This is a genomic window from Pseudaeromonas sp. HNCC25DJ182, assembly GCF_055413365.1.
On the sequence record NZ_JBVAYG010000022.1, the window covers coordinates 1 to 26,604 of the forward strand.

Below are 26,604 nucleotides of genomic sequence, written 5' to 3' on the forward strand. Positions count from 1 at the left end.
CCTGTAAGAGGGGCTTTGGTTTTTTAAGCGAACACCTGCGTTCTCGAGATAAGGGCCTATTCGATGTTCTGGATCTGTTCGCGCATTTGCTCGATCAGGACCTTGAGCTCGACGGCGGACTGGGTGGTCTCGGCGTTGATGGACTTGGAGCCCAGCGTGTTCGACTCGCGGTTGAACTCCTGCATCATAAAGTCCAGACGACGGCCACAGGCGCCGCCTTTTTTCAGGATCTTGTGAGTCTCGGTGATGTGCATGCCCAGACGATCCAGCTCTTCGGCGACATCAATGCGTTGGGCCAGCAGGATGATCTCTTGCTCGACGCGAGTGGATTCCAGCTCCAGCTTGGCTTCGGCCAGACGGTCGACCAAGCGTTGACGTTGCCAGTCGAGGATCTGCGGCATCAGGGCGCGGACCTTGGTCACTTCCACCTGGATGCCCTCCAGACGCTGTTCGATCAGCGCCTTGAGCTTGTCGCCTTCACTCTGACGGCTCTCGATGAATAGCCCCAGCACCTCGTCAAAACCGGCCAGCAGACGGGTGTTGAGCTCATCCATATCCTGCTCGGGGGCGGCGATAACGCCGGGCCAGCGCAGCACATCCAGCGGATTGAGTTGACCCTGACCGGCGCGGTCGATGACCCACAGGGCGTTGTCGATCAACTGCTCGGCCAGGGCTTCGTTGACATGCAACTGGCCGCCATCGGTCTGGCTTTCGAAGCGCAGATTGCATTCGACCTTGCCGCGCTCCAGGTGCTTGCGGAAGCGCTCACGCAGGATTGGCTCCAGACCACGCAACTGCTCGGGCAGACGCAGATACGTTTCCAGATAGCGTTGATTGACGGAGCGGATTTCCCATACCGCGGTGCCCCAATCGCCTTTGAATTCTTTGCGGGCATAGCCTGTCATGCTGTGAATCATACGGATCTCGTCGGTCGGTAAAAAATTGTCGCGATTATAGCCCTGCCGTCGGCAAAAAGCCCGTCATGTGAAAAGCCGCGGCCGATCCCGTATACTGACGGCCATTTCCGATTTTAAGCAGAGAAGATCCCATGCGTCCGAACGGCAGAACGCCCGCGCAAATGCGCCCGGTTACCATCACCCGTCACTTCACCGCCCACGCCGAGGGCTCCGTTCTGGTCGAATTCGGCCAGACCAAAGTGCTGTGTAATGCCAGCGTGGTGGACGGCGTGCCTCGCTTCCTCAAGGGCAAGGGGCAGGGCTGGATCACCGCCGAATATGGCATGCTGCCGCGTTCGACCCACTCGCGCATGAATCGTGAAGCGGCCTCCGGCAAGCAGGGCGGTCGCACCCTGGAGATCCAGCGCTTGATCGGTCGCGCCCTGCGCGCCGCGGTGGACCTGAGCAAGCTGGGTGAATACACCATCACCCTGGATTGCGATGTGATCCAGGCCGATGGCGGTACCCGCACCGCCGCGATCACCGGCGCCTGTGTGGCGCTGGTGGATGCGCTGCGCTGGTTGCAGGAGCAGGGCAAGCTGAAAACCGATCCGCTCAAGTACATGGTCGCGGCGGTTTCGGTGGGCATTCATGAGGGCCAGGCGATTTGCGATCTGGAATATGTCGAGGATTCTGCCGCCGAGACCGATATGAATGTGGTGATGACCGAGTGCGGTCGCATCATCGAGGTGCAGGGCACCGCCGAGGGCGAGCCTTTCAGCCAGGACGAGCTGAACCAGTTGCTGGAGTTGGCCAAGGGCGGTATCGCCGAGTTGGTGACCCTGCAGAAGCAGGCTCTGTTATAAGTGTTGATGTGACGCGGCCGAGGCCGCGTTTTTTGTGATGAAAACCCGTTAAAGATGAAGAACCAAGAGGACCAAGCATGAAAGCCTACCAGCGCGAGTTTATCGAGTTTGCCCTGAGCAAGCAGGTATTGAAGTTCGGCGAGTTCACCCTGAAGTCAGGCCGCAAGAGCCCTTATTTCTTCAATGCCGGGCTCTTCAACTCCGGTCGGGATCTGGCCAAGCTGGGTCGTTTCTATGCCGCCGCGCTGGTGGATGCCGGTATCGACTATGACGTGCTGTTCGGACCGGCCTACAAGGGCATTCCTATTGCCTCGGCCACCGCGGTCCAGCTGGCCGAAGTGCATGATCAGGATGTGCCCTGGTGTTTCAACCGCAAGGAAGCCAAGGATCACGGTGAGGGCGGCAACCTGGTCGGCAGCCCGCTCAAGGGGCGCATCATGCTGGTGGACGATGTGATCACTGCCGGGACCGCCATCCGTGAGTCCATGGATCTGATCCAGGCTAACGGCGCCGAGCTGGCCGGGGTCTTGATTGCGCTGGACCGTCAGGAGAAGGGCAAGGGCGAACTCTCGGCCATTCAGGAAGTGGAGCGGGATTACCAGGCACAGGTGATTGCTATCATCACGCTGGGGGATCTGATCCGCTATCTGGAAGAGAAGCCGGAGATGGGTGCCTTGCTGGAGCAGGTGCGTGCCTATCGGGCGCAATACGGCATCGAGGCCTGATCCCGGCTTCCCCGTCGTTCATCCTTCAACGAGCACAGGAGTGGCTATGCGTCTCTTGATTACCGGTTTGAATGGCACGCTCGCCCCCCATCTGGCGGCGCAGGCCAAAGCGGCGGGGTGGCAGCTGATCCCCTGGTCACGGCAGCAGGTGGATCCTGAGGACAGCACGGAATCGGCGCTGTTTTTGCAGCGGATGAGGCCCGATGCGATTGCCCATCTGGCGATGGGCGGCGAGAGCTGGGCCGCACAACTGGCAGCCTACGCCGCTCTGGCTCATATCCCCTTCCTGTTCACCAGCTCGGCCATGGTGTTTCACCATCAGCCGGATGGCCCCCATGGGGTGTCGGATGCGCCCAATGCCGAGGATGACTACGGTCGCTACAAGATGCGCTGCGAGCAGGCGATCTGGCAGGCCAACGCCCGGGCGTGTGTGGCGCGGATTGGCTGGCAGATCGATGGGGAGGCCCGGGGCAATAACATGCTGGCGGCGCTGGATAACTGGCAGCGGGAACAGGGTAAAGTGGCGGCCAGTCAGCTCTGGATCCCCGCTTGTTCGTTTATGGACGACACGGCTCGCGCCTTGTGGCAACTGCTGCAGGAGCGGGCGAGCGGTTTGTACCATCTGGATAGCAACGCCACCGAGGCCTGGACGTTCGCCGAACTGGTGCAGGCTCTGGCGGGTCAGTTTGATCGCGACTGGCGGATTGAGACGAATGATGACTATCGGCACGACCAGCGTTTGCTGGGGCATCCGGAACGCATGCCTGCATTGAGTCAACGCCTGCCCCGAGGGTGATTGTTTATTCAATATCGGCCTGCTGATGAGCCCCGCACCCTGTGCGGGTTTTTTTATCGTGGACGGAGAATGGTGCTCTGCTGGGGCTTTGTGCACGGGGTAGAAAAAAGCGCCAAACGAACTTGTTCCCTCTGTCGAGAATCGTCATGATTGGCGCCTGTTACAGCTGGTTTACATTTTAATAAATGACGGAGTTTTGCACATGAACAAGGGATTAGTGGCAGGCCTGGTGGCCGCCGCACTGGTAGGTGGTGGCAGCTATTATGCGCTGCAGGGAAAACTCGGCGGCAGCTCAGGTTCCAGTCTGGATTATGTGCCAGCCGATACCCTGGTCTTTGTCGGTGGCCTGGAGCCCATGTCCTGGAGCGATCTGGCCGCCTTCCGCGACAGTTTTTCCATGGGCTCCAAGCCGGAAGATATGCAGAAGATGGTGCAGGATCTGCTGAAAGCCGAAGGCGAAACGCCGAATCAGGCTCCGGCGGGCTTCCGTCTGTTACTGAGTCTGTATGCGGACTATCTGACCGCCGTCACGGCTCCGGATTTCAAACCGGAAGTACTCGGCCTGACTGACAAGCTGGATTCGGCCTTTTATACCGTGGGCGCTCTGCCGGTGATTCGCATCAAGCTGGGCAATGAGGCGACCTTCGATGCCTTCCTGAGCAAAGCCGAAGGCCGTTTCAAACTGCAGGCCGAAGCGGGCACGCTGAATCAATTCAATTACAAGCGCTATGCCCTGAATGATGATGCCAAGCAACCCATCTATCTGGCGATTGGCAAGCGCGACGGCTACGCCGTTCTGACTCTGGATCTGGGGACCCTGATCCCGGCCAACGAAGGATTGTCCGTGGCGTTTGGTCTGACCAAACCCGCCCAGGACCTGGCCAGCAGTGGCACCCTGCAAGCCATGGTCAAGGAGCAAGGTCTCAAACCCTTCTCCCTGGGATTCCTGAACCACGAAGCGTTGATCCGGGCCGTCACCCGTGCCGATAGCCCATTGGCCAAGTTGCTGGATAAAGTCAGCGAAGGGCAAGTCACCCAGGATCTGGCGCCCTTCCGCTCTGCCGCGTGCCAAAGCGAAATCGAAGGCATGGCCGCGCTGTGGCCACGGACCGTCTTCGGTTATACCGAGCTCGACAGCAGCAGCTCACCGATCCGGGTCAACAGCCTGCTCAAGGTGGTCTCTACCGACGCGGCGGCCATGGAGCAGTTGCAAAAACTGCGTGGCTTCCTGCCGGATCTCTCGGCCGGGCAGAGCAAGTTCTCCTATCAGCTGGGTCTGAATATGGATGAGCTGACCCCGGTCCTGACCAGCTTGTGGAGCCGCGCGACCCAGGCCAAGTTCAGCTGTGAACCGCTGATCGCCGCCCAGGCGCAACTCAAGGAGGTCAATCCGAGCCTGCTGGGCGCTATGACCGGCATGGTGCAGGGCGTGCAGGGGATGGGGATTGATCTGCAGGAGCTGAGCTTGAAACCGGCTGCCGAAGGTCAGGAGATGCCGGGCATCGCCGCACTCTCCTTCATGGCCACCCTTTCCAGCAAGCAACCTCAACAGCTGTGGAGCATGTTGGCCATGATGCAACCGGAGCTGGCCGCTATGCCGTTACCGGCGGATGGTCAGAGTGTCGAGCTGCCGTTGCCGCTGCCGGTGGAGTTGCCAGGCAAGATCAAGCTGGGGGTGTTTGGCAAACATATTGCCCTGTTCAGTGGCGACAAGGCTGAAGCGCTGACCGCTTCCTTAGGCAAGCAGGAGCTCAAGTCGAATGGTTTCTTCCATATGGGTCTGGACTACGGTCTGGTCGCCGATGCCTTTGACCTGTTGCTCAAGGACAAGCTGGCCAACCAGCAGGCTCTGGCTGCGGCCGCCGCTACCGAAGCGGAAGCTGCAGGTGCCGCATCTGCGGCACAAAGCACCGAAGTGACGGATGAAGCGGGATACGCAGAACCGACTGCGGCGGAGCTCAAGGCACAAGCCGATCGGGAACTCGAAGAGATGCAAGCCGCTCAGGCGATGATCGCCAAGTTGCGTGGCATGCGTCTGAGCTCAGGCTTCGACTTTACCGCGACCGGTCTGGAAGTTCGGGCCGACATGGAAATGCCGAAGCATTGATCCTGCGCGGGTGATCTGCTGTCACCCAGCCGCCATCATGCCAAAGGGCCGGACATAGTCCGGCCCTTCATTTTTGGGGCTTTCTTGAGTGACATTTTGCTTGGCGTAAAGCCGGCGTCAGGACTTGGGAACATGCATGGCGACCTGGGGCAGCGGACGTTTGAATCCTTCCGCCTCGAAGGCTAGGCTGACACGTTCCTGCAGTGCGAAGAATACATCCCAGTAATCCCCATTCTTGACCCAGGGCCGCACCACAATCTGCACCGCAGTGTCGGTCAGTGCCGCCACGGCGATCACCGGAGCCGGATCCTTGAGAACCCGGGGATCTTCATTGACCAGACGGGTCAATAGCTCCTTGGCCTGGCGCAGGTCGACGTCGTAGGCCAGATTGAAGCTCATATCGATGCGACGGGTCTCCATGCGGGAATAGTTGGTGATGGTGCCGTTCAAGATGGTGCCATTGGGAACCACTACCATCTTGTTGTCACCCGTGGTCAGCACGGTCGTGAAGATCTGCACGGTTTGCACCACACCGGCGGTTCCGGCGACTTCGACAAATTCACCGACCTTGATGGGACGGAACAGGATCAGCAAGACGCCGGATGCGAAGTTGGAGAGGGAACCTTGTAGCGCCAGACCAACCGCCAGACCGGCGGCACCGATCACGGCGACAAACGAGGCGGTCTGCACCCCGATGCGGCTGAGCGCCGCGATGCAGACGAAAGCCAGAATGGCATATTTCACCAGATTGCCGATGAAGTCGGTGATGGTGGAGTCCAGATTGCGTGCCTTCATCAGTCGCATCATGCCACCGGTCAGCAGGTTGGCGGCAAACCAGCCGAGTAGCAGGGTCAACAGTGCGGCGGCAATATTGACGCCGTACTCAATCAGCAGAGTCTGGTTGTTGGTCAGCCAGTGGGTGGCGTTATCGATGATTTCAGTTTCCATGAGTGCTCCTTGTGAGATCAGGCAGCGGGAAACTGAGCTCCCGCCATCAGCTTTGTAGCAACTGGTTATGAATAAATTGCCATTGGGTATCGAAATTGGCGGTCGGTTGCAGCCGGAATTGGCTACGCACAAATTGGCTGAGTCGACCTTCCACATAAGCTAGCAGAAGATTGGCCAACTGAGACTCCTCCACCGAAAATCCTTTGCCCTCCCGCAGTTTGCGTTCGCGTAGCACTTGCTTGAGCTGGCTTTCGAGTTTGTCAAACATATGGGTCACCCGATCGCGTAGCCGTTCGTGTTCCCCTTGCAGGGCATCACCGGTCAGAATGCGGGTAATGCCGGGATTTAGCTCAGAAAATTTGAGCAATAACAGTAAGATCCGCTCACAGCGGGCCAGCGTATCCTTCTCTTCACTCAGGATCAGATTGACCCGGGACAGCAGGGTCTCCTCGATAAAGTCGATCAAGCCTTCAAACATGCGCGCCTTGCTGGGGAAGTGCCGGTATAGCGCCGCCTCCGAGACACCGACTTCGGCCGCCAGACTCTTGGTGGTGATCCGTTGCCCGGCCTGATGTTCGAGCATATGGGCCAGCGCCTGGAGTATTTGCTCACGGCGGTGAGGTGTCTGTGACGCAGCTGGCGTGGCAGTTTGAGTTGTCATGTCCGAATAATCCCTAAACGAGAAGACAATGGAGGAACCATTCGCCGTGGCATGGGCGTCACGGCGATACTGCAGTCAGGTCAGGCCATCAATGACGGCCGGAGGATCCAAAGCCCCCTTCGCCCCGCTCACTGCTATCAAATTCATCAACAATGGTGAAACTGGCTTGCACCACCGGCAGGAAGACCAGTTGCGCGATACGCTCACCGGGCTGGATGGTGAAGCTCTGCTGGCCGCGATTCCACACCGAGACCATCAGTTGCCCCTGATAGTCGGAGTCAATCAGTCCGACCAGATTACCCAGTACTATGCCGTGCTTATGACCCAGACCGGAGCGCGGCAGTATGGTGGCACACAGCCCCGGATCGGCGATATGAATGGCCAGACCGGTGGGCAGCAGGGTGGTGGCGCCGGGCGCCAGTTCGACGGCCGCATCCAGACAGGCGCGTAAATCCAGGCCTGCCGAGCCCGGAGTGGCGTATTCCGGCAGCGGGAATTCATGGCCGATACGCGGGTCGAGAATTTTCAGTTCAATCTGTTTCATGTCGGTACTTCTTGAAGATAAGAGTCATAAGGTGGCGAGCCACCTCGGTTTTTGCGGCCAGCGGCAGTTCCTGCCGACCGCCGGGCCAGAATACAGTCAGCGCATTGTTATCGCTGTTAAAGCCCTGTCCTTCTCGCGCTACATCATTGGCGGCAATCATATCCAGCCCTTTGCGCGCCATCTTGTCGAGGGCGTAGTGTTCGACATCCCGGGTCTCGGCAGCGAAGCCGACCACGAAGGGCTTATCGGTCCGAGCTGCGACCTCAGCGATGATGTCGGGATTTCTCACCAGAGTCAGCGTCAGTTCATCGGCCGATTTTTTGATTTTTTGAGGGGCAATATCCACAGCGCGATAATCGGCGACGGCGGCGCAGCCGATAAACACCTGCTGCTGGCCAACTTCGCTTGCCACCGCGGCCTGCATCTCCAGCGCACTTTCCACATCAATGCGGCGCACACCGGGTGGCGTTGGCAAGGCAACCGGGCCCGATATCAGCGTCACATCGGCACCCAGCTCCGCCGCGGCCGCAGCCAGGGCAAAGCCCATCTTGCCGGAGCTGTGATTGCTGATGTAACGCACCGGATCCAGCGCCTCGCGGGTGGGCCCTGCGGTGATCAGCACCTTCAGGTCGAGGGACGGACGAGTGAAGAAGCGCACGCACTCGGTGACCAGCTCGTTCGGGTCCAACATGCGGCCTGGGCCGACATCGCCGCAGGCCTGGGAGCCGGAGTCCGGTCCCCACAACTGGACTCCGCGCTGGGCTAATAGCTGCAGATTGGCCTGGGTGGCCGGATGCAGATACATCTGCTGGTTCATGGCCGGTGCCACGGCCACGGGGGCGGGGGTGGCCAGACACAGGGTGGTCAGTAATTCATCGGCCATGCCGGATGCCAGCCGGGCGATCAGGTTGGCGGTAGCGGGAGCCAGCAATACCAAATCGGCCCATTTGGCCAGTTCGATATGGTTCATGCCCATTTCGCTGGCCGGATCCAGCATGCCATCCGGAATGGCGTGCCCCGAGACAGCCTGAAGCGTCAAGGGGGTAATGAAGGCGCGGGCGGAATCGGTCATTACCACCCGCACTTCCGCGCCCCGATCGCGCAGACGGCGCACCAGTTCGGCGCTCTTATAGGCGGCAATGCCACCGCTGACGCCCAGTAATATGCGTTTATCGCGCAGTTCCATACTTTCTATTTCCTGCTGCCAGGTCGAAGGCAAGAGAATATCACAAGGGATAGCGGACGAGCAGAAGCCGCCATCACACCCCGGTTGTATCACGGAGATATGTCAATCTGTCACTCCTGGCGGCCAGGGCCGAGAGCTGACAGGGGGCTGGCTCCACTCGAGTTGCTATCTTCAAGGCTGCTCAGCACCTAGATGCTACTGCAAGTGCAGCAAGAATCGTGCTCGCAATCAACAGGCCGGGGATCGGCAGCAAGGAGAGGGAATGGGGATCCGGGATTGGCCGGCGGCCGAGAGGCCCAGAGAGAAGTTGCTGAGCAAGGGGGCTGCGGCGCTCAGTGATGCCGAATTACTGGCTATTTTCCTGCGCACCGGCGTCTCCGGCATGGATGCAGTGGAGCTGGCGCGCCGCCTGCTGATGGAATTTGGTTCCCTGCGCGGACTGTTTGCCGCCGATCAGCGGCAGTTTTGTCAGGCCCATGGCCTGGGAGAAGCCAAGTTCGTGCAGTTGCAGGCAGTACTGGAGATGAGCTGCCGCTATCTGGATGAGGAGATGAAGCGCGGAGATGCGCTCACCAGCCCGACGGCGACGCGGCGCTTTTTGCAGGCGCGGTTACGGGATCGGCGGCAGGAGGTGTTTGCCTTGTTATTGCTGGATAATCAGCATCGGGTGGTGCATTTCACCGAACTATTTTGGGGAACGATCGACGCGGCCAGTGTCTATCCACGGGAAGTGGTACAGACGGTGCTCAAATATAATGCGGCGGCGGTGATCCTCTGCCATAATCACCCGTCCGGTGTGGCTGAGCCTAGCCGGGCAGACCGAAGCCTGACCGACCGCATCTGCGCGGCCCTGGGTCTCATCGATGTGCGGGTGCTTGATCATCTGGTCATTGGTGACGGTGAAACGGTTTCCTTTGCCGAGCGTGGTTGGCTATAGCCGATCACCGCTTGGCTTTTGCTTGATCTTCGCCGAGCGATGCTGTATAAAATGCCGCCTTCTATGTGGCCCCGCAACAGGCCAGCGGGGCTGAGAAATGCTCGAGCAAAAGAAGTAAGATTTGGAGAGACTGACATGTCTAGAGTATGCCAAGTAACCGGTAAGCGTCCGGCAGTGGGTAACAACCGTTCCCACGCTAAGAACGCGACCCGTCGTCGTTTCCTGCCTAACCTGCAAACTCACCGTTTCTGGGTTGAAGGCGAGAAGCGTTTCGTCAAGCTGCGTGTATCCACCAAGGGCATGCGTATCATTGACAAACTGGGAATCGAAGCAGTTCTTGTTGATCTGCGCGCCCGTGGTGAAGTGTAAGGAGATAGATCATGGCTAAAGGTGTACGCGAAAAAATCCGCTTGAACTCCAGCGCCGGTACTGGTCACTTCTACACCACTACCAAGAACAAGCGCACCATGCCTGAGAAGATGGAAATCAAGAAATTTGATCCCGTTGTTCGTCAGCATGTGATCTACAAGGAAGGCAAGATCAAGTAATTGATCCTGTCCTGCTTGAAAAGAACCCGACTCCGGTCGGGTTTTTTTATGCCTGCGATTCAGCGAGGGGAGTAGGTGCATCGACGCCAGCCTTGGGTCACAATAGCCGCCAGTGTTAACAGTTTGTGATGAAAGGAATGCCTCATGCCGGAGTTACCCGAAGTCGAAGTCAGCAAGCAGGGGATCAGCCCCTGGTTACTCGGGCATACCGTAACTCGTGTGGTGGTCCGGACTCCGTCTCTGCGTTGGCCGATCCCGGCCGAGATCCAGCAGCTGGTGGGCTGTCCTATTGAGCGCGTCGAGCGCCGAGCCAAGTATCTGCTGCTCTTCTCCACCCTGGGAACGGCGATCCTGCACTTGGGGATGTCCGGGCGACTGCGCATTCTGCCCATCGGTGCCGCGGTGGAAAAACATGATCATGTGGATATCGAACTGGATAACGGCAAAATGCTGCGACTCAATGATCCCCGTCGCTTCGGGGCTCTGCTCTGGACTCGTGACGCACCGGAAACCCATCCGCTCTTGGCTGCGCTAGGGCCTGAACCGCTGACGGTCGCATTTCATGGTGAGTACCTGTATCAGCGGTGTCGTCGCAAGCACAGTGCCATCAAACCTTGGCTGATGGATAACCACCTGGTGGTGGGGGTCGGTAACATCTACGCCAATGAGTCGCTGTTTGCGGCCGGGATTGATCCGCGACGCGGCGCCTCTACCCTGAGCCTGGAGGAGTGCGAGCGGCTGGTGGTCGAGGTCAAGGCGGTGCTGGAGCGCGCGATCCGGCAGGGCGGCACCACGCTCAAGGATTTTACCCGCGCCGATGGCAGGCCGGGGTATTTCGTCCAGGAGTTGCAAGTCTATGGCCGGGCCGGTCAGGCATGTGTCCGCTGCGGCCATCCGTTGGAAGAGTTGCGGCAAGGGCAGAGAACGACTGTCTATTGCCGTCTGTGTCAGCGTTAGTCCGGATTGTGGGGCGCTTGCTGCTGTTTGGCCTGCACCGCAATGGCGACTTCGGCACTGACGAAGGGGCTGACATCACCGCCGTGCAGAGCCACTTCTCGCACCAGGCTGGAGGTGACGCAACTGAGCTCGCTGCGTGACGGTAGGAAAAGTACTTCCAACTCGGGCATTAATTGCCGGTACATGCCAGCCAGCTGATTTTCGTAGTCGAAGTCGGTCATGGAACGAATACCGCGTACCAGCACATTGGCGCCTTGCTGACGGGCAAAATCGATGAGCAGACCGCTAAACCCCTCCACCCGGACCTGCGCATAGGGTGCGCAGCTTTGGCGAGCCAGGGTGATGCGCTCCTCCAGACTGAAGAGCGGGCGCTTGCCCGGACTCATGGCGATGGCCACGATCACTTCATCAAAAATTCCTGCCGCACGGGCGATCAGATCCTGATGCCCGAGGGTTAACGGGTCGAAGGTTCCAGGGAAAATAGCCTTGGTGTGCATCGCATGGTTCCTTGCGTGGTGCCTCGCGGAAAATTCTTGGCGAATTATACGGTTGCCTGCTTGTGAAAGGTACGACCTTTGGCAAGAATAGCCGCCATTGCGGTGAAGGAGAGCGACGATGCAACGTATTCTGGTGGTGCGTAACGACAAGATTGGCGATTTCATGCTGGCCTGGCCCAGCTTCGCCATGCTCAAGGCGTCGTGCGACTGCCATGTCACGGCTCTGGTGCCACCCTATACCGCAGCATTGGCCGAGCTCTGTCCCTGGATCGATCAGGTGATTCTGGACCCGGGTGCTAAGGCGAGCCGTACCGAACAAGTTGCTCTGCTGCGTCGACTGCGGCAAGGCCAGTTCGATGCGGCGATTGCGTTGTTTTCCCGCTGGCGCACCGCCTGGTTGTTGTGGCGTGCCGGAATCCCCTATCGACTGGCGCCGGCCACCAAACTGGCGCAGTTTCTCTATAACCACCGCCTGGTGCAGCGCCGCTCGCGTTCGGAAAAGCCGGAATCTCAGTACAATCTGGATCTGATCCGCCATTATCTGCAGCAGCAGAACCAGGCACCGGTCGAGCCTAACCCGCCATACCTGGTGTTCGACGATGCACTGTTGGTCGCCGTTCGCGGTGATACGGCCGGCCAGTTGGGGATCAACCCGGCCAAACCCTGGTTGATGGTGCACTGTGGCACCGGCGGCTCGGCCAATAACCTGAGTCTGCAGCAGTACGCAACGCTGATCCTGGGGTTGCAGCAGCACTATCCAGATTATCCCTGCGTGCTGACGGCCGGTCCTGGTGAGGGCGAGATGGCCGCGGCGCTGGCGACCCTGGTGCAGCAAGGTGGCGGTCATGCCTCCATCTATCACTCCCGTGAAGGCTTGCCCCGTTTCTGTCAGGTGATTGCCAATGCCGCCTTGTTTATCGCGGGCAGTACCGGCCCCCTGCATATTGCCGCGGCGCTGGATGTCCCGACGGTCGGCTTCTTCCCGGCCCGGCGCTCGGCGACTCCCTTGCGTTGGCAACCCTTGAATAGTGAAGGACGTCACCTGGCGATTGCCGCACCGACGGTGGGCGATGGCCAGAATATGCACCTCATCTCGATGACCGAGACCTTACCCCGGGTCCACGCCTGGTTTGCGGCCCTGCAGCCCGCAGCAGAGTAGCGCCGTTTGCTATCCACCCGGTAGGGTGGCGATCCCATGACGCAGGAAGCTCATCGGCGTGGGTGCTTATCCGTCATGAGGCTCGGGCGAGATATCCTCTCTCGCCAACTCGCCGTAAACCCTTCCCTGGGGGCTCGACGGCGGCATCCCTGCCGCCAACGGTTGGCTCAACAGGCTATCTCGCCTTCGCTAACGGACAGGTATTGGCGCTCAGGGGGCCTCTTGTTTCTTCTGCCTGATATTGCCGGGCGAAAGGAGCCCGATTATTCCGGTTTTCCCTGTGTCCGGCCGCGCAGCCACAAGTCGGCGTATTTGATAAAGGTAGAGTGGCTCGAAAGGATGCTCAGCAACAGACCTGCCTTGCCATCGAGAAAGCCCAGCCGCAGCACATACATCCGCAAGAAGCAGCCGATGGCGTGACCGAACCCCTGCAACAGCGAGCCGCGTTTGCCCCGTGCGGCCCGGCCGTCGGCCCAGGCCTTACCATAGCGGGCTGATTTCACCAGATAGTGTTCCAGATCCCGATAGGGAGTGTGTAGCAGGTCACCGTGCAGTGCCTGTACCTGCATGCTCTCATCCAGCTCGACCTTCTCATGCACCAGGGCATCGTTGTAGCGGGTCAACGCGGTGGGATAGAGTCGCAGCACCCGATCCGGGTACCAGCCACAATGACGGATATAGCGGCCGAACACCCAGTTCAGGCGTGGGACTGAGTAGACGGTGCGTCCGGCCGGAGCGGCGCAGACGCGCAGAATCTCAACTTGCAGCTCGGGCGTCACCCGCTCGTCGGCATCCAGCCAGAAACACCACTGGGCCGTGACCCGATCCTGGGCCAGTTGCCGCTGCCGTCCGTATCCCGGCCAATCGGGTTCGATCTGATAGTTGGCCTTGAATTCGGCCGCAATCTCGGCGGTATTGTCACTGCTGCCGGAGTCGAGGATCACGATCTCGTCGACCCATCCGGCCACACTTTGCAGGCAGGCGCGCAGGTTCTCGCCCTCGTTCTTGACGATGAGGACGGCGGCGATACGGGGTTGGCTCATGCGGGATCCTTGAGCAGGCCATGGGCCTGGGTGATGGCGTTAAATTGGTCGATCACCTGTTGCGGGGTGATCTGTTGCATGGCATCTGGATCCTTGAGCCGGCTGCGCCAGGGCAACTCGGCCAGAGGGCGCCCGGTGTGAGCCTCCATCAGTTGTTGATAGACGCTGACCACCCAGTCGCGGCACCGATAGGGGCCGGTGCGTTCCGGGTTGTGGTGAGCATACAGACCGATCACCGGCACGCCCGCGGCGGTGGCCATATGGGTGGGGCCGGTATCCGGCGCCAGCACCAGCTGGGCTTGCTTGATCAGCGCCATCAGCTGTTTCAGGCTGGTCTGGCCGATCAGGTTCCCGGGTTGATGCTGACACAGAGCCATGATCTCGCTGGCCATCTGCCGCTCCAGCGGGGTCGGCCCGCCGCACAACAGCACCTGGAAGCCACAAGCGGCGGCGTGATCGACGAGGGCGGCATAGCCTGCCACGGTCCAGTTCTTGTAGGCCTTGCTGGCGGCCGGAGCGATCACCAAGGTCGGACGGGCGTTATCCAGATGGGCGCTCGCCCAGGCATCGTCGGCCGCCGAGGTGGGGATCTGCCAGTGCGCTTCGCGATCGGTAATGCCCAGCTCGGCGGCAAAGGCCATCAGACCATCCAGCACATGGGGGGAGGCGGGCGATGGAACCGCATGATTGGTAAACCAGCGTTGGCCATCACCGGCCCGCTGTGCATCAAAGCCCAGCTTGTGGGTAGCACGGATACCCAGACTAAGCAGACTGGCGCGCAGCGCCGACTGCATGTGCAGCAGAGCATCGAAGCGGCGCCCCTTGAGCTGCCGCCACACCTGGCGGTAACCGCGCCAGCCCTGCTTCTTGTCGAAAGGGATCACCTCGACACCGGGCAAGTCGCCCAGCAGCATGGCTTCGACCTTGCCCATGATCCAGGTGATGCGGGTGTGTGGCCATTGGCGCTGAATGGCCTGTACCACGGCGACGGTATGCACACAGTCGCCGATTGCCGACAGACGCAGGATGCAAAGGGATTCTGGAGCGTGGGAAAACAGCGGCATGAGGTGGCTTCCAGACAAAGGAGTGCGGGCATTATGCAAACTCGGACAAGGCTTGTAAAATGTCCATCCACTCCATTCGAGCCAACGGACGAGAAGCGCGATGCACGGCTGGCAAACCCTGAGCCACGGCTCACACACCTGCTGGTTTGATGAGCAGCTGTTCCCTGATTTCTCCATCGAGGCCTTCGACCCGGCTTATTGGCAGGCACAAGATGCCGTGACCGGCCAATCCCGGGGACGCGGCGTGACCTGGTTCGTCCGTCACCACGGCCTGTCGCTGGTGTTGCGTCACTACTGGCGTGGCGGCCTGATGGGCAAAATTAATCCGGACCGGTTCTGGTTTCATGGCGTCGAGTCTTCACGCGCCATGGCCGAGTTCCGGCTTCTGGGCCAGTTGCGGGATCTGGGATTACCGGTCCCGCGGCCGGTGGCGGCGCGCCTGCAGCGCCAGGGACTCTGGTATCGGGCGGATCTGTTGATCGAGCAGATCCCGGGTGCACGGGATCTGGTGCATCTGCTGCGCCAACAATCACTCACTGCGGCTCAGTGGCAAGCGGTGGGGGCTCTCATTGCCCGTCTGCATCAGGCCGGGGCTTATCACTCGGATCTGAACGCCCACAATCTGTTGCTGGATGGGGACGACCAGATCTGGGTCATCGACTTTGACAAATGTGGCCTGCGCGAGCCTGGCCCCTGGCAGGCCGAGATGCTGGCCCGCCTGCTGCGTTCCCTGCGCAAGGAAGCTGGGTTGCATCCCGGGTTTCATTGGCAGGAGGATGATTGGTTGTCCTTGCTGGATGGATACAAGGCGGTGCAACCGGTTCGTTAGTCGCTGCACTCCAGATCGCAACAGCGGACAATGGCCGCCAGTGTTTTAGCCAGTGCCCCCTGATTGGCCGCGACCACATCGAAGGCGCGCATGCCCATCGGCTGCCGCTTCTCCCCATCCTGCAATAACTCCAGCACAGTCGCGCCCAGCGCCTGCGCATCCGCGACTATGATGCAGGCCTTGCTGTCGCACAGCTGGCGCGTCACATCGGTAAAGTTGAAGTAATGGGGGCCGATGAGTGTCGGTTTGCCCAGACTGGCGGGCTCCAGCAGATTGTGGCCGCCGACAGGCACCAGACTGCCGCCCATAAAGGCCAGATCGCAGGCCTGGAACAGCAGAGGCATCTCGCCCATGGTGTCGGCCAGATAAACCTGGGTTTCAGCTGTGATCGGTTCCTCGCGGCTGCGGCGCGCCAGAACCAGACCCTCGGCCTGACACAGAGCGGCGACGGCATCGAAGCGTTGCGGATGACGGGGCACCAGGATCAGCAGGCTCTGTGGCAACTGTTGTCGCACCTGCTGCAGGGCGGCCAGCACCTGCTCATCTTCACCGGCATGGGTACTGGCGGCGATCCAGACCGGGCGGGCACCAATGCGGGTGCGTAGCTGTTGTCCGGCTTCGATCTGGGCTTGATCGAGCTGGATATCAAACTTGAGCGAGCCGGTGACCTGCAGCCGCTCGACGGGAAGTCCCAAGCGGCGAAACCGTGCCTCATCATCACGATGCTGGCAGAGTACCAGGCTCAGATGGCGGCTCATGGCGCGGAAGACCCCTTGCACCTTCTGGTAGCGCTGGCAGGAGCGCTCGGAGAGGCGGGCGTTCATCACCACCACCGGCATCTGGCGTCGGGCACAGGCGGCGAGCCAGTTCGGCCAGAGTTCGGTTTCCATGATCACCAGGGCGCGAGGTCGGGTGCGTTGTAAAAAGCGCCATACCGCATCCGGATAATCCAGCGGCGCATAACGATGGGTGACTAACTCGCCCAGCTTGGCGATCTGGTCGGCCCCGGTGCGGGTGGTGGTGGTCACCAGCAGTGGCAACTCGGGATGCGCGGCCTTCAAGGCCCGGATCAGGGGAATGGCGGCCAGGGATTCGCCGACACTGACGGTGTGGATCCACAGCGGTGGCGTCGGGCTCTCGAACCGCGGTCCCCAGCCCAACAGCTCGGCCCAGCGCTGGCCATAGCCGGGTTTGCCGGGGCGGTCGCGGTAGGTGATATAGAGCACTACCGGCAGCGCCAGATAGATGATGAGGCAGTAGAGCAGACGATAGAACATAAGGCACCGATGGGTCGAAGGCCGGGTGGCGGCCAGTATCGGTGATGCGGGGGGTAGACTCAAGCCAGCGGAGTTATCGGGGGCGTCATTTGTGCGTCATGGCGCTCGGCAGCGGGTCCGAGCCTACTTTCTCCCCGGCAGTGGAACCGCCGGGGAGGAGTGGGTAGCGCAAGACTCTTCGATTAAGGTGCCGATGGTTCCGCTTTCGGTAGTAACAGTCCCTGGTGTTGTTGCTCCGCCACATAGGCTTCGGTCTGGGTCTTGAAGCTGACCTGATAGGAGAACTTGCGGCTGTCATTGGCAGCGACCAGATTGACACACAGACAGTAGCAAGCGGCGAGCAACAGTGCCTGGGTCAGACGCCGATCGCTTTGTTGTTGTGCCCAATGACGGATAAACAGCAGCAGCGGGATCTGGGCGAACGGGAAGGCGATCATCAGATGCCAGTAGCTGAAGATGATGGGCGAGAGCACGGCGCTGATAAAGATAGCCACCAGAGCGGCCACGCCATACAGGGTGAACCACTGCTCGCCATTGGCCTCTGCGACAGCAGGACGACGCCACCACTGGCTCTTGACCTGCTGCCAGACAAACCAGTTGGCCTTCAACGACAGCACCACCGACAGTGCGCCAATGGCGTAGACCAGTACCCGCCAGGTCCAGGTCAGTGCCAGCTGCACATAATGGGAGCCGCTCAGCCAGGCGAAATGGGTGTCGTTGATCAGTCGCTCGGCGAACAGCCAGGAGCCGTAGCGGAACCAGTAGATGAAGGCTTTCAGTACCGGGTAGACATGGACGCCACCCCAGCCGATGTAGCGCTTTTGCGCCTCTGGATCCGTATTCTGGGCAATGGTCTGGTTACTCATCAGCTCCTGCAGATAGGGGATGAGTGATGCGGCGATCAGCAGGATGGCGCTGGCAAGACCCAGCCAATGGATCTGGATCAGCCGACGATAGAACAGATAGGCCGAGATCACCGCCAGAATGGGCCAGGAGTAGTGCAACTGCATCGCCATGCCGATGGCCAGCACATGGATCAGGGTGTGAAAAAATGAGGGCTTGTGGCGCAAATGAAACGCCGACCAGAAGTGCAGGGCGGCGAACAGGAACAGGTACGACGGGTTATAGAGCAGGTTTTCGTACATGAACCAGGGATTGAGCCAGTACAGCAGCATGAACAGCAGGCGGATACGGGGGGCAAATAGTTGCCGGATCACGCTGTCAAACAGCAGATAGCTCACCAGTCGCATGACCAGTAGCGCCAGCATGGGGGCGTAGGGGGAATACCAGATCGTGAGCGGCAGCCCGACCAGATAGGCCGACAGTGAGCCGGGTACATTGCCCACGGCACTGGCGGCATTGCCATAGCTGAGCCAGGTGCCTTGCAGGGCGCCGAGGTAGCCCTTGTAGAGCATCTGGGTCTGATCGCCGGTTAGAACCTGATGCTCAGCATAGAGCAGCGAGAGCAGTAGACCGAGCAGCACTCCACCCCAGAACAGGGGATTGACATAGGCATCCAGGCCCTGTGGTTTCATATCATGGGTCGACAAGGGAAATCCTCAGTCATCAGCGAGTGTAATGGGGGAGACATCCTGCGCCAGCACCGGATGCAGGCGAGTCAGGGCTTGCCAGACCTGTTCCGGTGCCAGCTCCGTCAGACACTTCAGATGCCCGAGCGGACATTCGCGTTTGAAGCAGGGGCGGCAGCTGATATCGGTCTGCACGGTTTCGACCTTGGTGCTCAACGGCGGGGTATAGGCCGTGGAGGTTGAGCCATAGACGGCGACCAGCGGTGTGCCGACCGCAGCCGTGATATGCATCAGTCCCGAATCGTTACAGACAGTGGCATCGCAGGCGGCGAGCAGGTCGATGGCCTCGGTCAGACTGGTTTGCCCGGCCAGGATCTGGCACTGCCCTTGCGCGGTCGGCGAGAGCTGATTGAGGATGCTATGGGCGACATCCCCATCTTTGGCCGAGCCAAAAATCCAGACCTGGCCTCCCTTGGCACACCAGCGTTCGGCGATGTTGGCATAATAGGTTTCCGGCCAGCGTTTGGCGGGGCCAAATTCGGCGCCGGGACAGAGTCCAAGCACGGGAGCCTGGCTGGAAAGCCCCAGTCGGACGCGTGCTTGGTCCTGCTGTGCGCGATCGACGCGCAGGGCCGGATGGGGAATGGCGGGGAGCGCGGTCGCCGAGGTCATCTGCGCTTTGGCAAAGGCCAGTGCCATGTAGCGTTGCACCATCAGCGGAAAATCACGTTTGTTGCTGCGCAAGTCGTTGAGCAGGCCATAGCGGCTTTCACCCTTCCAGCCGGTGCGGCGTGGTATGCCGGCAAACAGCGGGATCAGCGCTGATTTCAGCGAGTTCGGCAGTATCAGTGCCCAGTCATAACCTTCGGCTTTCAGGGTTCGCCCCAAACGCCAACGGGCACCGAGCTGCAAGTCGCCGTGACCTAGCGGCATTTTGATGGCGCGATCGACTTCCGGCATCCGCTCCAGCAAGGGCAAGCACCAACCGGGGGCCATCACATGCAGCAGCGCATCCGGGTGCTGTTGTTTGAGCAAACGATACAGGCTCTGGGACATCACCATGTCGCCAACCCAGGCCGGGCCAATCACTAGAATTTTCATCGTTAGTTTCTCATTCATGCGGAACGGCAGAACTGCGATCTGCGGTGTGGCATTGATGCCACCAGGCCGGAAGACGTTGCTCCAATTCATCCCAGGGCAAGGTATTGATGTCTTGAGGATGGGTTGCCTTGGACAACAGTGTCTCGGCTAAGGGATGGCGAGGGCCCCAGTCTTGAAGATTTTCAGCATCCGGATTGTAGAGTCCGAATACTGGCTTATCCAAACCGACCGCGATATGCACGGTGGCGGTATCGACCGAGATCAAGGCCGCCGCACGGCGGATTTGGGCAATAGCATCGGCAATATGGGTACTGGCCGGATAGCAGAACAGACGACCGCTGTTGAGCTCCTGGCACAGAGCCATCACCTCATCCCGACTATCCGGTGCAAAGAGCAGGCAACAATCAGCCTCCGGGATCTGTTGGTGGACCAGGCTGATCAGTCGATGCATGCTGGCTGGCGTTAACCGACGGGATCCGCCACTCCCATAACCATTGATAGCGATCACTGGGCGGCTACTCGGCCAAAACGCGGCCACAGCCTCTTCATGCCGGGCCAGATACGGGATCCGGTAGTGCGTGTTGAAGCGGGTTGCTCCCAACGCATGGGCCAGTTGACCAAATTTCTCGACAAAGTGCATGCCCTGACACCGAGCGCCCAACTTGATATCGATGCATTCCAGATCATCGTCCAGGCCTGCAATATGCTGGCTCCGAACCCGGCTCAGGAAAAACAGATCTTTCATCTTGAGGGCTTTACTGAAATGGACCAGGCACTCGATGGGGCCGAGGTCACGGGCCAAACGGGCGAGTTGCCAGTAACCTGCACGCTTGGAACACTCATAGACATGATCGGCGCCGAGATGCTCCCTAAATAGCCATGCCATGGCGGGGGTGGTAATGACTTCCACCCGAATTCCGGGCCGTGCCTGCCGAAGGGCTTCGAAAAACCAGGAGGATACAATGGCATCCCCCAGTTTGGCATCCCAACGTACCAGTACAATCCGGCCAGCGGTACCTCGGCCAGATCGTACCGGGCGGTCGAAGAGCATGCGGCCAAGGGCGCGCCGTAATGCATCCCGCCCTCTCTGTACGGCACTTTTCAATGGCTTGAACATGCTCGCCCCGACAGAACTACAGACCGGCTGCGGCGAATCGTTCAAGGTATACCGCTTCCGTCGCGGCCTTGTGATCGAGTAATTGCTGACTGAACTCGGCAATGTTCTCCAGGCGCTCATGGATTAGCTGATCCAGATGCGCGAGCTCTTCGCCAACCGGCACCATGGCGGCACGGAACCCCTTGACCGTGGAGGCCCGGGGATCGTGAGCGATCATGATACCTGGCGTACCTTGTGAGGCGCTCATGCCGATGCCGTGCACCCGGTGACCGATGACCAGATCGTAACGGCCGAAGATATCCAGATAATCACGGGAATCAAAGGAGTAGCGCAGAGTCTGCCCCGGGAAGTCCTGTTTGAATGGTGTCAACTCATCAATGTAGTGAGCCACAAATTCAACCTCATAACGATCACCATACTGCTGCAGTATGTGGTTATAGATCTTCATCAGATAGTCATGGGTGGTTGCCGAGACATTGTTGCAAGAAACCGCTGACTTGGTGCCATAGATCAGGCCGATCCGTTTCACTTCCTTCACTTGACGCTGCTCGCGACTGGAGAACAGCGCAGGACAAGGGATCTGGTGAACAGGCAGTGGTTGCAGGCTCAATCGCGTGTCTTCATCGCGGCAGGTGATGAGCTTGGCGGCACGGAAGACGGCCATTTCATCGGCCGTAAAATGGCTCTCGTCAAATGTAAAGCGACCGCTGGTACCCAGACCAAGAAACAGGGTTGGCAGTTGGTATTCAAGAATGGAGCGATACAGTTTGTTCATCCGCAGCCCGCGCCATTCCGGAGAGCCCGCGAAAACCACCAGATCGGCGTAATCCATTGGCAGGCGATCTTTCACCGAGTTATCGAGGAATTTTTCCATGAAGTCGCGGCCGAGCAGGTTGTCGATCTTCTTGACGAAATCGTGGCGACGGGCCCGACGTATCTGCGGATTCCGGTTGTAAATGATGGGATTGAAATCACCCAGCTGTTTGCGCAGCAGATTCATGCAACCCATCAGAATGAATTCATCACCAGGATTCCATTGACGGGTAGTAGAAAAAACGATGTTCATAGGATCAATCTCATCAAGTTGGTCAGTCAGTGGGACTATAGGATAAAGAGGGTCGGTATCCTGAGTGAGGCAGGATACCGACAGAGCTCGCGTGTTAGGCCTTATTCAGCCATTCCATATATTCAGCCACGCCTTCGGCGACGGAGCGGAACTGGACATCGCAGCCGGTGGCTCTGAGTTTGGTCAGATCCGCCTGGGTGTAACTCTGATAGCGGCCTTTGAGGTGATCCGGGAACGGAATGAACTCGACCTGGCCACGACCATGATGCTTGACCACGGCTTCGGCGACATTCAGGAAGGGTTCGGCGCGCCCGGTTCCGCAGTTATAGATGCCGGACTTGCCTGCGTTCTTCCAGAACCAGATATTGACCTTGCAGACATCTTCGACGTAGACGAAATCACGGGTCTGACCGCCGTTGCCAAAACCGTCACAGCCCTCAAACAGTTTTGGATTCTGTCCGGCCTTCATCTGGTTGTTCAGGTGGAAGGCCACACTGGCCATACTGCCCTTGTGCTGTTCGCGGGGGCCATAGACGTTGAAGTACTTGAGGCCGACGATCTGGCTGTTGGTGGTCGGCAGCAGGCGACGGACATATTCGTCAAACAGGAACTTGGAGTAGCCGTAGACGTTCAGCGGTTGCTCGAAGCGACGGTCTTCGATGAAATTGTCGTTACGGCCACCATAGGTCGCAGCAGAGGAGGCGTAGATAAACGGAATGCCGCGCGCGATGCAGAAGTGCAGCAGGGCCTTGGAGTAATCGTAATTGACCTCCATCACGAACTTGCCATTCCACTCGGTGGTGGCCGAGCAGGCTCCTTGATGGAAGATCGCCTCGATTTCGTCCCACTCTTCAAAGGGGTCGCCAGCAACGACGCGGGCGAGAAAATCATCCTTGTCGAGATAGTCGGCGATATCCAGATCGACCAGGTTGGCGAACTTGGTGCCATCGGTCAGATCGTCGACAGCGACAATATTGGTGTGACCGGCCTGATTGAGAAGTTTGATGAGATTACTGCCGATAAAGCCAGCGCCACCAGTGACGATAATCATAAGCTGTTGCCTCGCAAGGAGCCGAAAGAGAAAGAACCCGGATGCCCGAGTTTATCACGCCCGGTATAAACGGCGAAGCCTTGGTCAGCTTTTGCGTCGGGTCACGCTATGGCTCTTGGTCGGAGATGTTGTGTCGCCACATGGTGATAAGATGAGCGGCAGTGGCGATTGCCACATGCAAGTTGGGGTTAAATAACAAATTATAACGAGACGTGGGTAACCTATCCGGCAAATGGCCCATTGATGTGCTATGCCCTATAGAGTAGTTACTCATATTTAAAGGGTTACCATGAAGACCAAAGACAAAATAATTTTTGCGGCGATTGAGCTGTTCAATGCCCAGGGTGAGCAGAATGTCACCACCAACCATATTGCCGCTCATCTCGGTATGAGCCCGGGTAACCTCTATTATCATTTCCGGAATAAGGAAGACATCATCCAGGCGATTTTCGAACTTTATGCTCGGGAGCTGGCCACCTTATTCTCTCTGGATGTCGATATGCCGCCGGAACATCTGGGAAGCTTGCAGACCAGTCAGCTGTATCTGGAGCGCGTCTTGTATGTGATTTGGCGCTTCCGCTTTGCCTATGACAACCTGCCGGACATACTGGCGCGTAACGAAGCGCTGAGTACCTGGTATCGCAAGATCCAGGAGCCTGTGTACGGTCTGATGCAGCGCCATCTGGAAGGGTTGCGCAGTACCGGCGTCCTGCATGTCAGCCAGGAAGAGTTGAATAACCTGCTGCATATCATGAAGCAGCTATTGATCTTCTGGGTGGCCTACCAGCGGACGCTCAGCCCAGGAGTGGCGGTAAGCAAGAGCACCGTATTTGGTGTGATCCCCAAGGTGTTGTTTCTGTTCCGGCCCTATATCGCCGCCGAGTACCAGGGCGAGCTTGCCGGTGTCGAGGCTTATTTTCGCGCCAAGCAGGCGGAACATGATGGAGCTGTGGTCTAACCTCCACCCCGTAAACATAAAGGGGGCGAGCCGTGACTCGCCCCCTTTTGCTTGGGGATCCCGGGTGCTTGGGGATCCTGGGGCGCGGGACTCGGGCTCAACGTGGGCGGGGGGGCGCCACTGAGTTGCGAATCACCAGCTCCGGCTGCACATTCAGCGCTTCGACGGTCAGCTCCTTGTTGCGAACCCGGCTGACCAGTAGTTCGACGGCCAACTGGCCCAGCTCTGCCTTCGGATGACGGATGGTGGTGAGCGGTGGGCTGGAGAAGCGGGCCATTTCTACATCGTCGTAGCCGACAATCGAGATATCTTCCGGTACCCGGAATCCGGCCTGGGTTGCGGCGCAGATAGCCCCGATTGCCATGGGATCGTCAAAGGCGAACACAGCCGTCGGTTTCTCCGGCCGCGCCAGCAACTCCTGCATGGCATCGAAACCACTCTGCATCTCGTAATCCCCTTCGAGAATATTCTCCTCGGCCAGGGTCAAACCGGCTTCCGCTAGCGCATCGCGCACCCCATCCAGCCGCTGCTGGGTGGTTTGCTTACTTAATTGTCCGGTGATGCATACCAGCTCGCGATGGCCCTGACTCACCAGATACTGCCCGGCCAGATAGGCGCCGATACGCACGTTGTCGTTGATGACGTTGGCAAAATCGCATTGGCCACCCCAATCCATCACCACTTGCGGTACGCTCTGGTAGCTGCGCAGCAGCGCCTGAATTTCGGCATCAATGTCGGTGCAGATCACCAGCAGGCCATCGACCCGCTTTTCCATCAGCATGCGTAAATAATGACGCTGACGCTCCAGTTGGTTTTCGGTATTGCAGAGGATCAGGCTGTAGCCCTGAGTGAAGCAGTAGTCTTCGACCCCTTTGACCACTTCGGCGAAGAAGGGGTTGGCGCTGGCTGTGACCAGCAGGCCGATCGTCCGGGTATGATTCACTTTCAGACTACGAGCCACGGAATTCGGGGCATAGTTGAGCGCAGCCACGGCTTCAAGCACATGGCGGGTGGCATCCTCGCTGACGCGCCGCGTATGGTTGAGAACGTGGGATACGGTGGAGATCGATACTCCAGCCCGAGCGGCGACATCTTTGATTGTGGCCATCTTGCGTCTCCTGAAAAAAGGCAGCGAACATTAGCAGATTTTGTGCCGGAAGATTGAGAGATATTTCTCATGCTTCCTTTATCCCTCAATAGTAGGCATAAACCCCGAAGATGGTGTCATTCGGGCGGATATTGCACCAACCGGATGCGGGTAAAAATCCGTCATTCATAAAAGCGTAATATGCTAGCTTTGTTTTCGATTGTTTCAGAATAATATGGCGAAAAAACCAATTGTTTGGTTTATAAAACTATTAATGTTGGTTTTGTTGGTATTGTTTCAATGATAATTGTCTGCTTGACGGAAGAATATTTTCGTCTTTCTCTCTTGTGTGTGATTCGGCGCAATGATAGAAAACTCGGAACGAGTCGCTGTACCCCAGCAGACTGTGCCAAAAATGCGCCCGGCGCATAACCAACAAAAAAATAGAGGGAAGACAAGATATGAGTAAATGGACTAAAGGCGCGCTGACTGCGGCCATCGCAGTTGGCTTGTTTGGTGTGGCTTCTCAAGCCATGGCGGACGATACCATCAAGATCGCCATTGCTGGCCCCCAAACTGGCCCGGTTGCCCAATATGGGGACATGGAGTTTGCCGGTGGCAAGCTGGCTGTTGAAGAGATCAACAAGGCCGGTGGCGTAAACGGCAAGAAGCTCGAAGCCGTGCTGTATGACGATGCCTGCGATCCCAAGCAAGCCGTTGCGGTGGCCAACAAGATTGTTAACGATGGCGTCAAGTTCGTCATCGGTCACCTCTGCTCTGACAGCACCCTGGCAGCATCCGATGTCTATGAAGATGAAGGCATTCTGATGATCACCCCGGCTTCCACCAGCCCGAAAGTCAGTGACCGTGGTTATGAGCTGACCATGCGTACCATCGGCCTGGATAGCGATCAGGGCCCGACCGCTGCCCGTTACATCATTGATCAGGTCAAGCCGAAGACAGTCGCCGTTATCCATGACAAGAAGCAATATGGCGAAGGCATTGCCACCAGCGTACGGGATGAGTTGAAAAAGGCCGGTGTGAATGTGGTTTCCTTTGAAGGGATCACTGCGGGTGACAAGGATTTCTCTGCGCAAATCGCCAAGCTGAAGAAAGACAATGTCGACTTCGTTTATTACGGTGGTTATCACCCGGAGCTGGGTCTGATCCTGCGTCAGGCCGCCGAAAAGGGTCTGAAGGCCAAGTTCATGGGTCCGGAAGGCGTGGGTAACAAGGATATCTCCGCGATTGCCGGTCCGGCCTCCGAAGGTCTGCTGGTGACGCTGCCGAAGCGTTACGATCAGGAAGCGGCGAATGCGGCGCTGGTTGAAGCGCTGAAGGCCAATAAGCAAGATCCGTCCGGCCCGTTCATCTGGACCACTTATGCTGCGATCCAGAGCGTTGTTGCCGGTATCAAGCAAGCCGGTGAAGAGCCTGCCGATGTGGCGAAGGCCCTGAAGGCTGGCACCATTCCGACCGTGATGGGCGATCTGCAATGGGACGCTAAGGGTGATCTGAAAGGCTTCGAGTTCGGTGTCTTCGGTTGGCACCAGGACGGTTCTTCTACCACGTTGAAGTAAGCTTCAGCTTTGCAACCCGAGGGGCGGCCTGAGCCGCCCCTTCATTTATCGTCCCGCCTGGCGGGACGACTGTCA

General features: G+C 58.8%; 27 protein-coding genes. 12 read left to right on the top strand and 15 right to left on the bottom strand.

What is annotated here, in order from left to right:
- Positions 1 to 56 precede the first annotated feature (56 nt).
- Entirely contained in the window at positions 57 to 917 is an 861-nt protein-coding gene (locus ACZYUB_RS15305; protein WP_463949118.1) for a YicC/YloC family endoribonuclease, read from the bottom strand.
- Positions 918 to 1,048: 131 nt separating this feature from the next.
- On the opposite strand from ACZYUB_RS15305, the gene rph reads away from it, so the two are divergent.
- From rph to ACZYUB_RS15325, 4 genes are all read left to right on the top strand, one after another.
- Positions 1,049 to 1,762: a ribonuclease PH gene (gene rph, locus ACZYUB_RS15310; protein ID WP_463949119.1), complete on the top strand. Its 714-nt coding sequence runs from the start codon at positions 1,049 to 1,051 to the stop codon at positions 1,760 to 1,762.
- Between the two features lie 77 nt (positions 1,763 to 1,839).
- Positions 1,840 to 2,487, top strand: a complete 648-nt coding sequence (pyrE, locus tag ACZYUB_RS15315) for an orotate phosphoribosyltransferase (RefSeq protein ID WP_463949120.1) — start codon at positions 1,840 to 1,842, stop codon at positions 2,485 to 2,487.
- 46 nt (positions 2,488 to 2,533) lie between these two features.
- On the top strand, positions 2,534 to 3,283 hold the full coding sequence (locus ACZYUB_RS15320) for a sugar nucleotide-binding protein (RefSeq protein WP_463949121.1): 750 nt from the start codon (positions 2,534 to 2,536) through the stop codon (positions 3,281 to 3,283).
- Between the two features lie 202 nt (positions 3,284 to 3,485).
- Positions 3,486 to 5,390 (top strand): hypothetical protein, encoded by a 1,905-nt coding sequence (locus ACZYUB_RS15325; RefSeq protein WP_463949122.1) that lies wholly within the window; start codon positions 3,486 to 3,488, stop codon positions 5,388 to 5,390.
- Positions 5,391 to 5,507: 117 nt separating this feature from the next.
- On the opposite strand, the gene ACZYUB_RS15330 is transcribed toward ACZYUB_RS15325, so the two are convergent.
- The 4 genes from ACZYUB_RS15330 to coaBC form a co-directional block, all read right to left on the bottom strand.
- Positions 5,508 to 6,338 (bottom strand): mechanosensitive ion channel domain-containing protein, encoded by an 831-nt coding sequence (locus ACZYUB_RS15330; RefSeq protein ID WP_463949123.1) that lies wholly within the window; start codon positions 6,336 to 6,338, stop codon positions 5,508 to 5,510.
- Positions 6,339 to 6,384: 46 nt separating this feature from the next.
- Positions 6,385 to 6,999: a nucleoid occlusion factor SlmA gene (gene slmA, locus ACZYUB_RS15335; protein ID WP_463949124.1), complete on the bottom strand. Its 615-nt coding sequence runs from the start codon at positions 6,997 to 6,999 to the stop codon at positions 6,385 to 6,387.
- An 88-nt stretch (positions 7,000 to 7,087) separates the two neighbouring features.
- A complete protein-coding gene (dut, locus tag ACZYUB_RS15340; RefSeq protein ID WP_460884361.1) occupies positions 7,088 to 7,543 on the bottom strand; it encodes a dUTP diphosphatase in 456 nt (151 codons plus the stop codon).
- Positions 7,530 to 8,729: a bifunctional phosphopantothenoylcysteine decarboxylase/phosphopantothenate--cysteine ligase CoaBC gene (gene coaBC / locus ACZYUB_RS15345; protein ID WP_463949125.1), complete on the bottom strand. Its 1,200-nt coding sequence runs from the start codon at positions 8,727 to 8,729 to the stop codon at positions 7,530 to 7,532. Before coaBC ends, dut begins: the two co-directional genes overlap by 14 nt.
- A gap of 262 nt (positions 8,730 to 8,991) precedes the next feature.
- Between coaBC and radC the strand changes: the two genes are divergently transcribed.
- The 4 genes from radC to mutM all read left to right on the top strand — a co-directional run bounded on the left by radC (position 8,992) and on the right by mutM (position 11,171).
- Positions 8,992 to 9,666, top strand: a complete 675-nt coding sequence (gene radC, locus ACZYUB_RS15350) for a RadC family protein (protein ID WP_460884359.1) — start codon at positions 8,992 to 8,994, stop codon at positions 9,664 to 9,666.
- Positions 9,667 to 9,801: 135 nt separating this feature from the next.
- Positions 9,802 to 10,035, top strand: coding sequence for a 50S ribosomal protein L28 (gene rpmB / locus ACZYUB_RS15355; protein WP_460884358.1), 234 nt, complete (start codon positions 9,802 to 9,804; stop codon positions 10,033 to 10,035).
- An 11-nt stretch (positions 10,036 to 10,046) separates the two neighbouring features.
- Positions 10,047 to 10,214: a 50S ribosomal protein L33 gene (rpmG, locus tag ACZYUB_RS15360; RefSeq protein ID WP_377151161.1), complete on the top strand. Its 168-nt coding sequence runs from the start codon at positions 10,047 to 10,049 to the stop codon at positions 10,212 to 10,214.
- Positions 10,215 to 10,358: 144 nt separating this feature from the next.
- The gene (mutM, locus tag ACZYUB_RS15365) at positions 10,359 to 11,171 is read left to right on the top strand and encodes a bifunctional DNA-formamidopyrimidine glycosylase/DNA-(apurinic or apyrimidinic site) lyase (protein ID WP_463949126.1); all 813 of its coding nucleotides are present in this window, start codon (positions 10,359 to 10,361) and stop codon (positions 11,169 to 11,171) included.
- On the opposite strand, the gene coaD is transcribed toward mutM, so the two are convergent.
- Complete coding sequence (coaD, locus tag ACZYUB_RS15370) at positions 11,168 to 11,668, bottom strand: pantetheine-phosphate adenylyltransferase (RefSeq protein WP_463949127.1); 501 nt, start codon at positions 11,666 to 11,668, stop codon at positions 11,168 to 11,170. The genes mutM and coaD overlap by 4 nt on opposite strands.
- Positions 11,669 to 11,786: 118 nt before the next feature.
- Here coaD and ACZYUB_RS15375 point away from each other — a divergent pair, with 118 nt between their 5' ends.
- Positions 11,787 to 12,827, top strand: coding sequence for a glycosyltransferase family 9 protein (locus ACZYUB_RS15375; RefSeq protein WP_463949128.1), 1,041 nt, complete (start codon positions 11,787 to 11,789; stop codon positions 12,825 to 12,827).
- 263 nt (positions 12,828 to 13,090) lie between these two features.
- Here ACZYUB_RS15375 and ACZYUB_RS15380 read toward each other — a convergent pair whose 3' ends face one another.
- Both ACZYUB_RS15380 and ACZYUB_RS15385 read right to left on the bottom strand, forming a co-directional pair.
- Entirely contained in the window at positions 13,091 to 13,870 is a 780-nt protein-coding gene (locus ACZYUB_RS15380) for a glycosyltransferase family 2 protein (RefSeq protein ID WP_463949129.1), read from the bottom strand.
- On the bottom strand, positions 13,867 to 14,934 hold the full coding sequence (locus ACZYUB_RS15385; RefSeq protein ID WP_463949130.1) for a glycosyltransferase family 9 protein: 1,068 nt from the start codon (positions 14,932 to 14,934) through the stop codon (positions 13,867 to 13,869). Before ACZYUB_RS15385 ends, ACZYUB_RS15380 begins: the two co-directional genes overlap by 4 nt.
- A gap of 100 nt (positions 14,935 to 15,034) precedes the next feature.
- On the opposite strand from ACZYUB_RS15385, the gene ACZYUB_RS15390 reads away from it, so the two are divergent.
- Positions 15,035 to 15,763, top strand: a complete 729-nt coding sequence (locus tag ACZYUB_RS15390) for a 3-deoxy-D-manno-octulosonic acid kinase (protein WP_463949131.1) — start codon at positions 15,035 to 15,037, stop codon at positions 15,761 to 15,763.
- Here ACZYUB_RS15390 and waaA read toward each other — a convergent pair.
- From waaA to rfaD, 6 genes are all read right to left on the bottom strand, one after another.
- Entirely contained in the window at positions 15,760 to 17,040 is a 1,281-nt protein-coding gene (gene waaA / locus ACZYUB_RS15395) for a lipid IV(A) 3-deoxy-D-manno-octulosonic acid transferase (RefSeq protein ID WP_463949132.1), read from the bottom strand. The genes ACZYUB_RS15390 and waaA overlap by 4 nt on opposite strands.
- Before the next feature lie 182 nt (positions 17,041 to 17,222).
- On the bottom strand, positions 17,223 to 18,590 hold the full coding sequence (locus ACZYUB_RS15400) for a 3-deoxy-D-manno-octulosonic acid transferase (protein ID WP_463949133.1): 1,368 nt from the start codon (positions 18,588 to 18,590) through the stop codon (positions 17,223 to 17,225).
- 9 nt (positions 18,591 to 18,599) lie between these two features.
- Positions 18,600 to 19,670 (bottom strand): lipopolysaccharide heptosyltransferase II, encoded by a 1,071-nt coding sequence (gene waaF / locus ACZYUB_RS15405; protein ID WP_463949134.1) that lies wholly within the window; start codon positions 19,668 to 19,670, stop codon positions 18,600 to 18,602.
- A gap of 10 nt (positions 19,671 to 19,680) precedes the next feature.
- A complete protein-coding gene (locus ACZYUB_RS15410; RefSeq protein ID WP_463949135.1) occupies positions 19,681 to 20,787 on the bottom strand; it encodes a glycosyltransferase family 9 protein in 1,107 nt (368 codons plus the stop codon).
- A gap of 16 nt (positions 20,788 to 20,803) precedes the next feature.
- On the bottom strand, positions 20,804 to 21,853 hold the full coding sequence (locus ACZYUB_RS15415) for a polysaccharide pyruvyl transferase family protein (protein WP_463949136.1): 1,050 nt from the start codon (positions 21,851 to 21,853) through the stop codon (positions 20,804 to 20,806).
- A gap of 94 nt (positions 21,854 to 21,947) precedes the next feature.
- The gene (gene rfaD, locus ACZYUB_RS15420) at positions 21,948 to 22,904 is read right to left on the bottom strand and encodes an ADP-glyceromanno-heptose 6-epimerase (protein ID WP_463949137.1); all 957 of its coding nucleotides are present in this window, start codon (positions 22,902 to 22,904) and stop codon (positions 21,948 to 21,950) included.
- Between the two features lie 289 nt (positions 22,905 to 23,193).
- Here rfaD and ACZYUB_RS15425 point away from each other — a divergent pair, with 289 nt between their 5' ends.
- Positions 23,194 to 23,862 (top strand): TetR/AcrR family transcriptional regulator, encoded by a 669-nt coding sequence (locus tag ACZYUB_RS15425; protein WP_463949138.1) that lies wholly within the window; start codon positions 23,194 to 23,196, stop codon positions 23,860 to 23,862.
- A gap of 97 nt (positions 23,863 to 23,959) precedes the next feature.
- Here ACZYUB_RS15425 and ACZYUB_RS15430 read toward each other — a convergent pair whose 3' ends face one another.
- Positions 23,960 to 24,970 carry a substrate-binding domain-containing protein gene (locus ACZYUB_RS15430; RefSeq protein ID WP_463949139.1) on the bottom strand — a complete coding sequence of 337 codons (1,011 nt, stop codon included), beginning with the start codon at positions 24,968 to 24,970 and terminating at the stop codon, positions 23,960 to 23,962.
- Positions 24,971 to 25,410: 440 nt separating this feature from the next.
- Between ACZYUB_RS15430 and ACZYUB_RS15435 the strand changes: the two genes are divergently transcribed.
- Entirely contained in the window at positions 25,411 to 26,529 is a 1,119-nt protein-coding gene (locus ACZYUB_RS15435) for a branched-chain amino acid ABC transporter substrate-binding protein (protein ID WP_463949140.1), read from the top strand.
- Positions 26,530 to 26,604 lie beyond the last annotated feature (75 nt).

Coding starts and splice junctions, on each gene's coding strand:
- waaF (WP_463949134.1), bottom strand. CDS start 19,670: ATGAAAATTCTAGTGATTGGCCCGGCCTGGGTTGGCGACATGGTGATG.
- rfaD (WP_463949137.1), bottom strand. CDS start 22,904: ATGATTATCGTCACTGGTGGCGCTGGCTTTATCGGCAGTAATCTCATC.
- ACZYUB_RS15430 (WP_463949139.1), bottom strand. CDS start 24,970: ATGGCCACAATCAAAGATGTCGCCGCTCGGGCTGGAGTATCGATCTCC.
- dut (WP_460884361.1), bottom strand. CDS start 7,543: ATGAAACAGATTGAACTGAAAATTCTCGACCCGCGTATCGGCCATGAA.
- ACZYUB_RS15330 (WP_463949123.1), bottom strand. CDS start 6,338: ATGGAAACTGAAATCATCGATAACGCCACCCACTGGCTGACCAACAAC.
- pyrE (WP_463949120.1), top strand. CDS start 1,840: ATGAAAGCCTACCAGCGCGAGTTTATCGAGTTTGCCCTGAGCAAGCAG.
- ACZYUB_RS15425 (WP_463949138.1), top strand. CDS start 23,194: ATGAAGACCAAAGACAAAATAATTTTTGCGGCGATTGAGCTGTTCAAT.
- rpmG (WP_377151161.1), top strand. CDS start 10,047: ATGGCTAAAGGTGTACGCGAAAAAATCCGCTTGAACTCCAGCGCCGGT.
- slmA (WP_463949124.1), bottom strand. CDS start 6,999: ATGACAACTCAAACTGCCACGCCAGCTGCGTCACAGACACCTCACCGC.
- coaBC (WP_463949125.1), bottom strand. CDS start 8,729: ATGGAACTGCGCGATAAACGCATATTACTGGGCGTCAGCGGTGGCATT.
- ACZYUB_RS15390 (WP_463949131.1), top strand. CDS start 15,035: ATGCACGGCTGGCAAACCCTGAGCCACGGCTCACACACCTGCTGGTTT.
- coaD (WP_463949127.1), bottom strand. CDS start 11,668: ATGCACACCAAGGCTATTTTCCCTGGAACCTTCGACCCGTTAACCCTC.
- ACZYUB_RS15375 (WP_463949128.1), top strand. CDS start 11,787: ATGCAACGTATTCTGGTGGTGCGTAACGACAAGATTGGCGATTTCATG.
- ACZYUB_RS15410 (WP_463949135.1), bottom strand. CDS start 20,787: ATGTTCAAGCCATTGAAAAGTGCCGTACAGAGAGGGCGGGATGCATTA.
- mutM (WP_463949126.1), top strand. CDS start 10,359: ATGCCGGAGTTACCCGAAGTCGAAGTCAGCAAGCAGGGGATCAGCCCC.
- radC (WP_460884359.1), top strand. CDS start 8,992: ATGGGGATCCGGGATTGGCCGGCGGCCGAGAGGCCCAGAGAGAAGTTG.
- waaA (WP_463949132.1), bottom strand. CDS start 17,040: ATGTTCTATCGTCTGCTCTACTGCCTCATCATCTATCTGGCGCTGCCG.
- rph (WP_463949119.1), top strand. CDS start 1,049: ATGCGTCCGAACGGCAGAACGCCCGCGCAAATGCGCCCGGTTACCATC.
- ACZYUB_RS15415 (WP_463949136.1), bottom strand. CDS start 21,853: ATGAACATCGTTTTTTCTACTACCCGTCAATGGAATCCTGGTGATGAA.
- ACZYUB_RS15380 (WP_463949129.1), bottom strand. CDS start 13,870: ATGAGCCAACCCCGTATCGCCGCCGTCCTCATCGTCAAGAACGAGGGC.
- ACZYUB_RS15320 (WP_463949121.1), top strand. CDS start 2,534: ATGCGTCTCTTGATTACCGGTTTGAATGGCACGCTCGCCCCCCATCTG.
- ACZYUB_RS15305 (WP_463949118.1), bottom strand. CDS start 917: ATGATTCACAGCATGACAGGCTATGCCCGCAAAGAATTCAAAGGCGAT.
- ACZYUB_RS15385 (WP_463949130.1), bottom strand. CDS start 14,934: ATGCCGCTGTTTTCCCACGCTCCAGAATCCCTTTGCATCCTGCGTCTG.
- rpmB (WP_460884358.1), top strand. CDS start 9,802: ATGTCTAGAGTATGCCAAGTAACCGGTAAGCGTCCGGCAGTGGGTAAC.
- ACZYUB_RS15325 (WP_463949122.1), top strand. CDS start 3,486: ATGAACAAGGGATTAGTGGCAGGCCTGGTGGCCGCCGCACTGGTAGGT.
- ACZYUB_RS15435 (WP_463949140.1), top strand. CDS start 25,411: ATGAGTAAATGGACTAAAGGCGCGCTGACTGCGGCCATCGCAGTTGGC.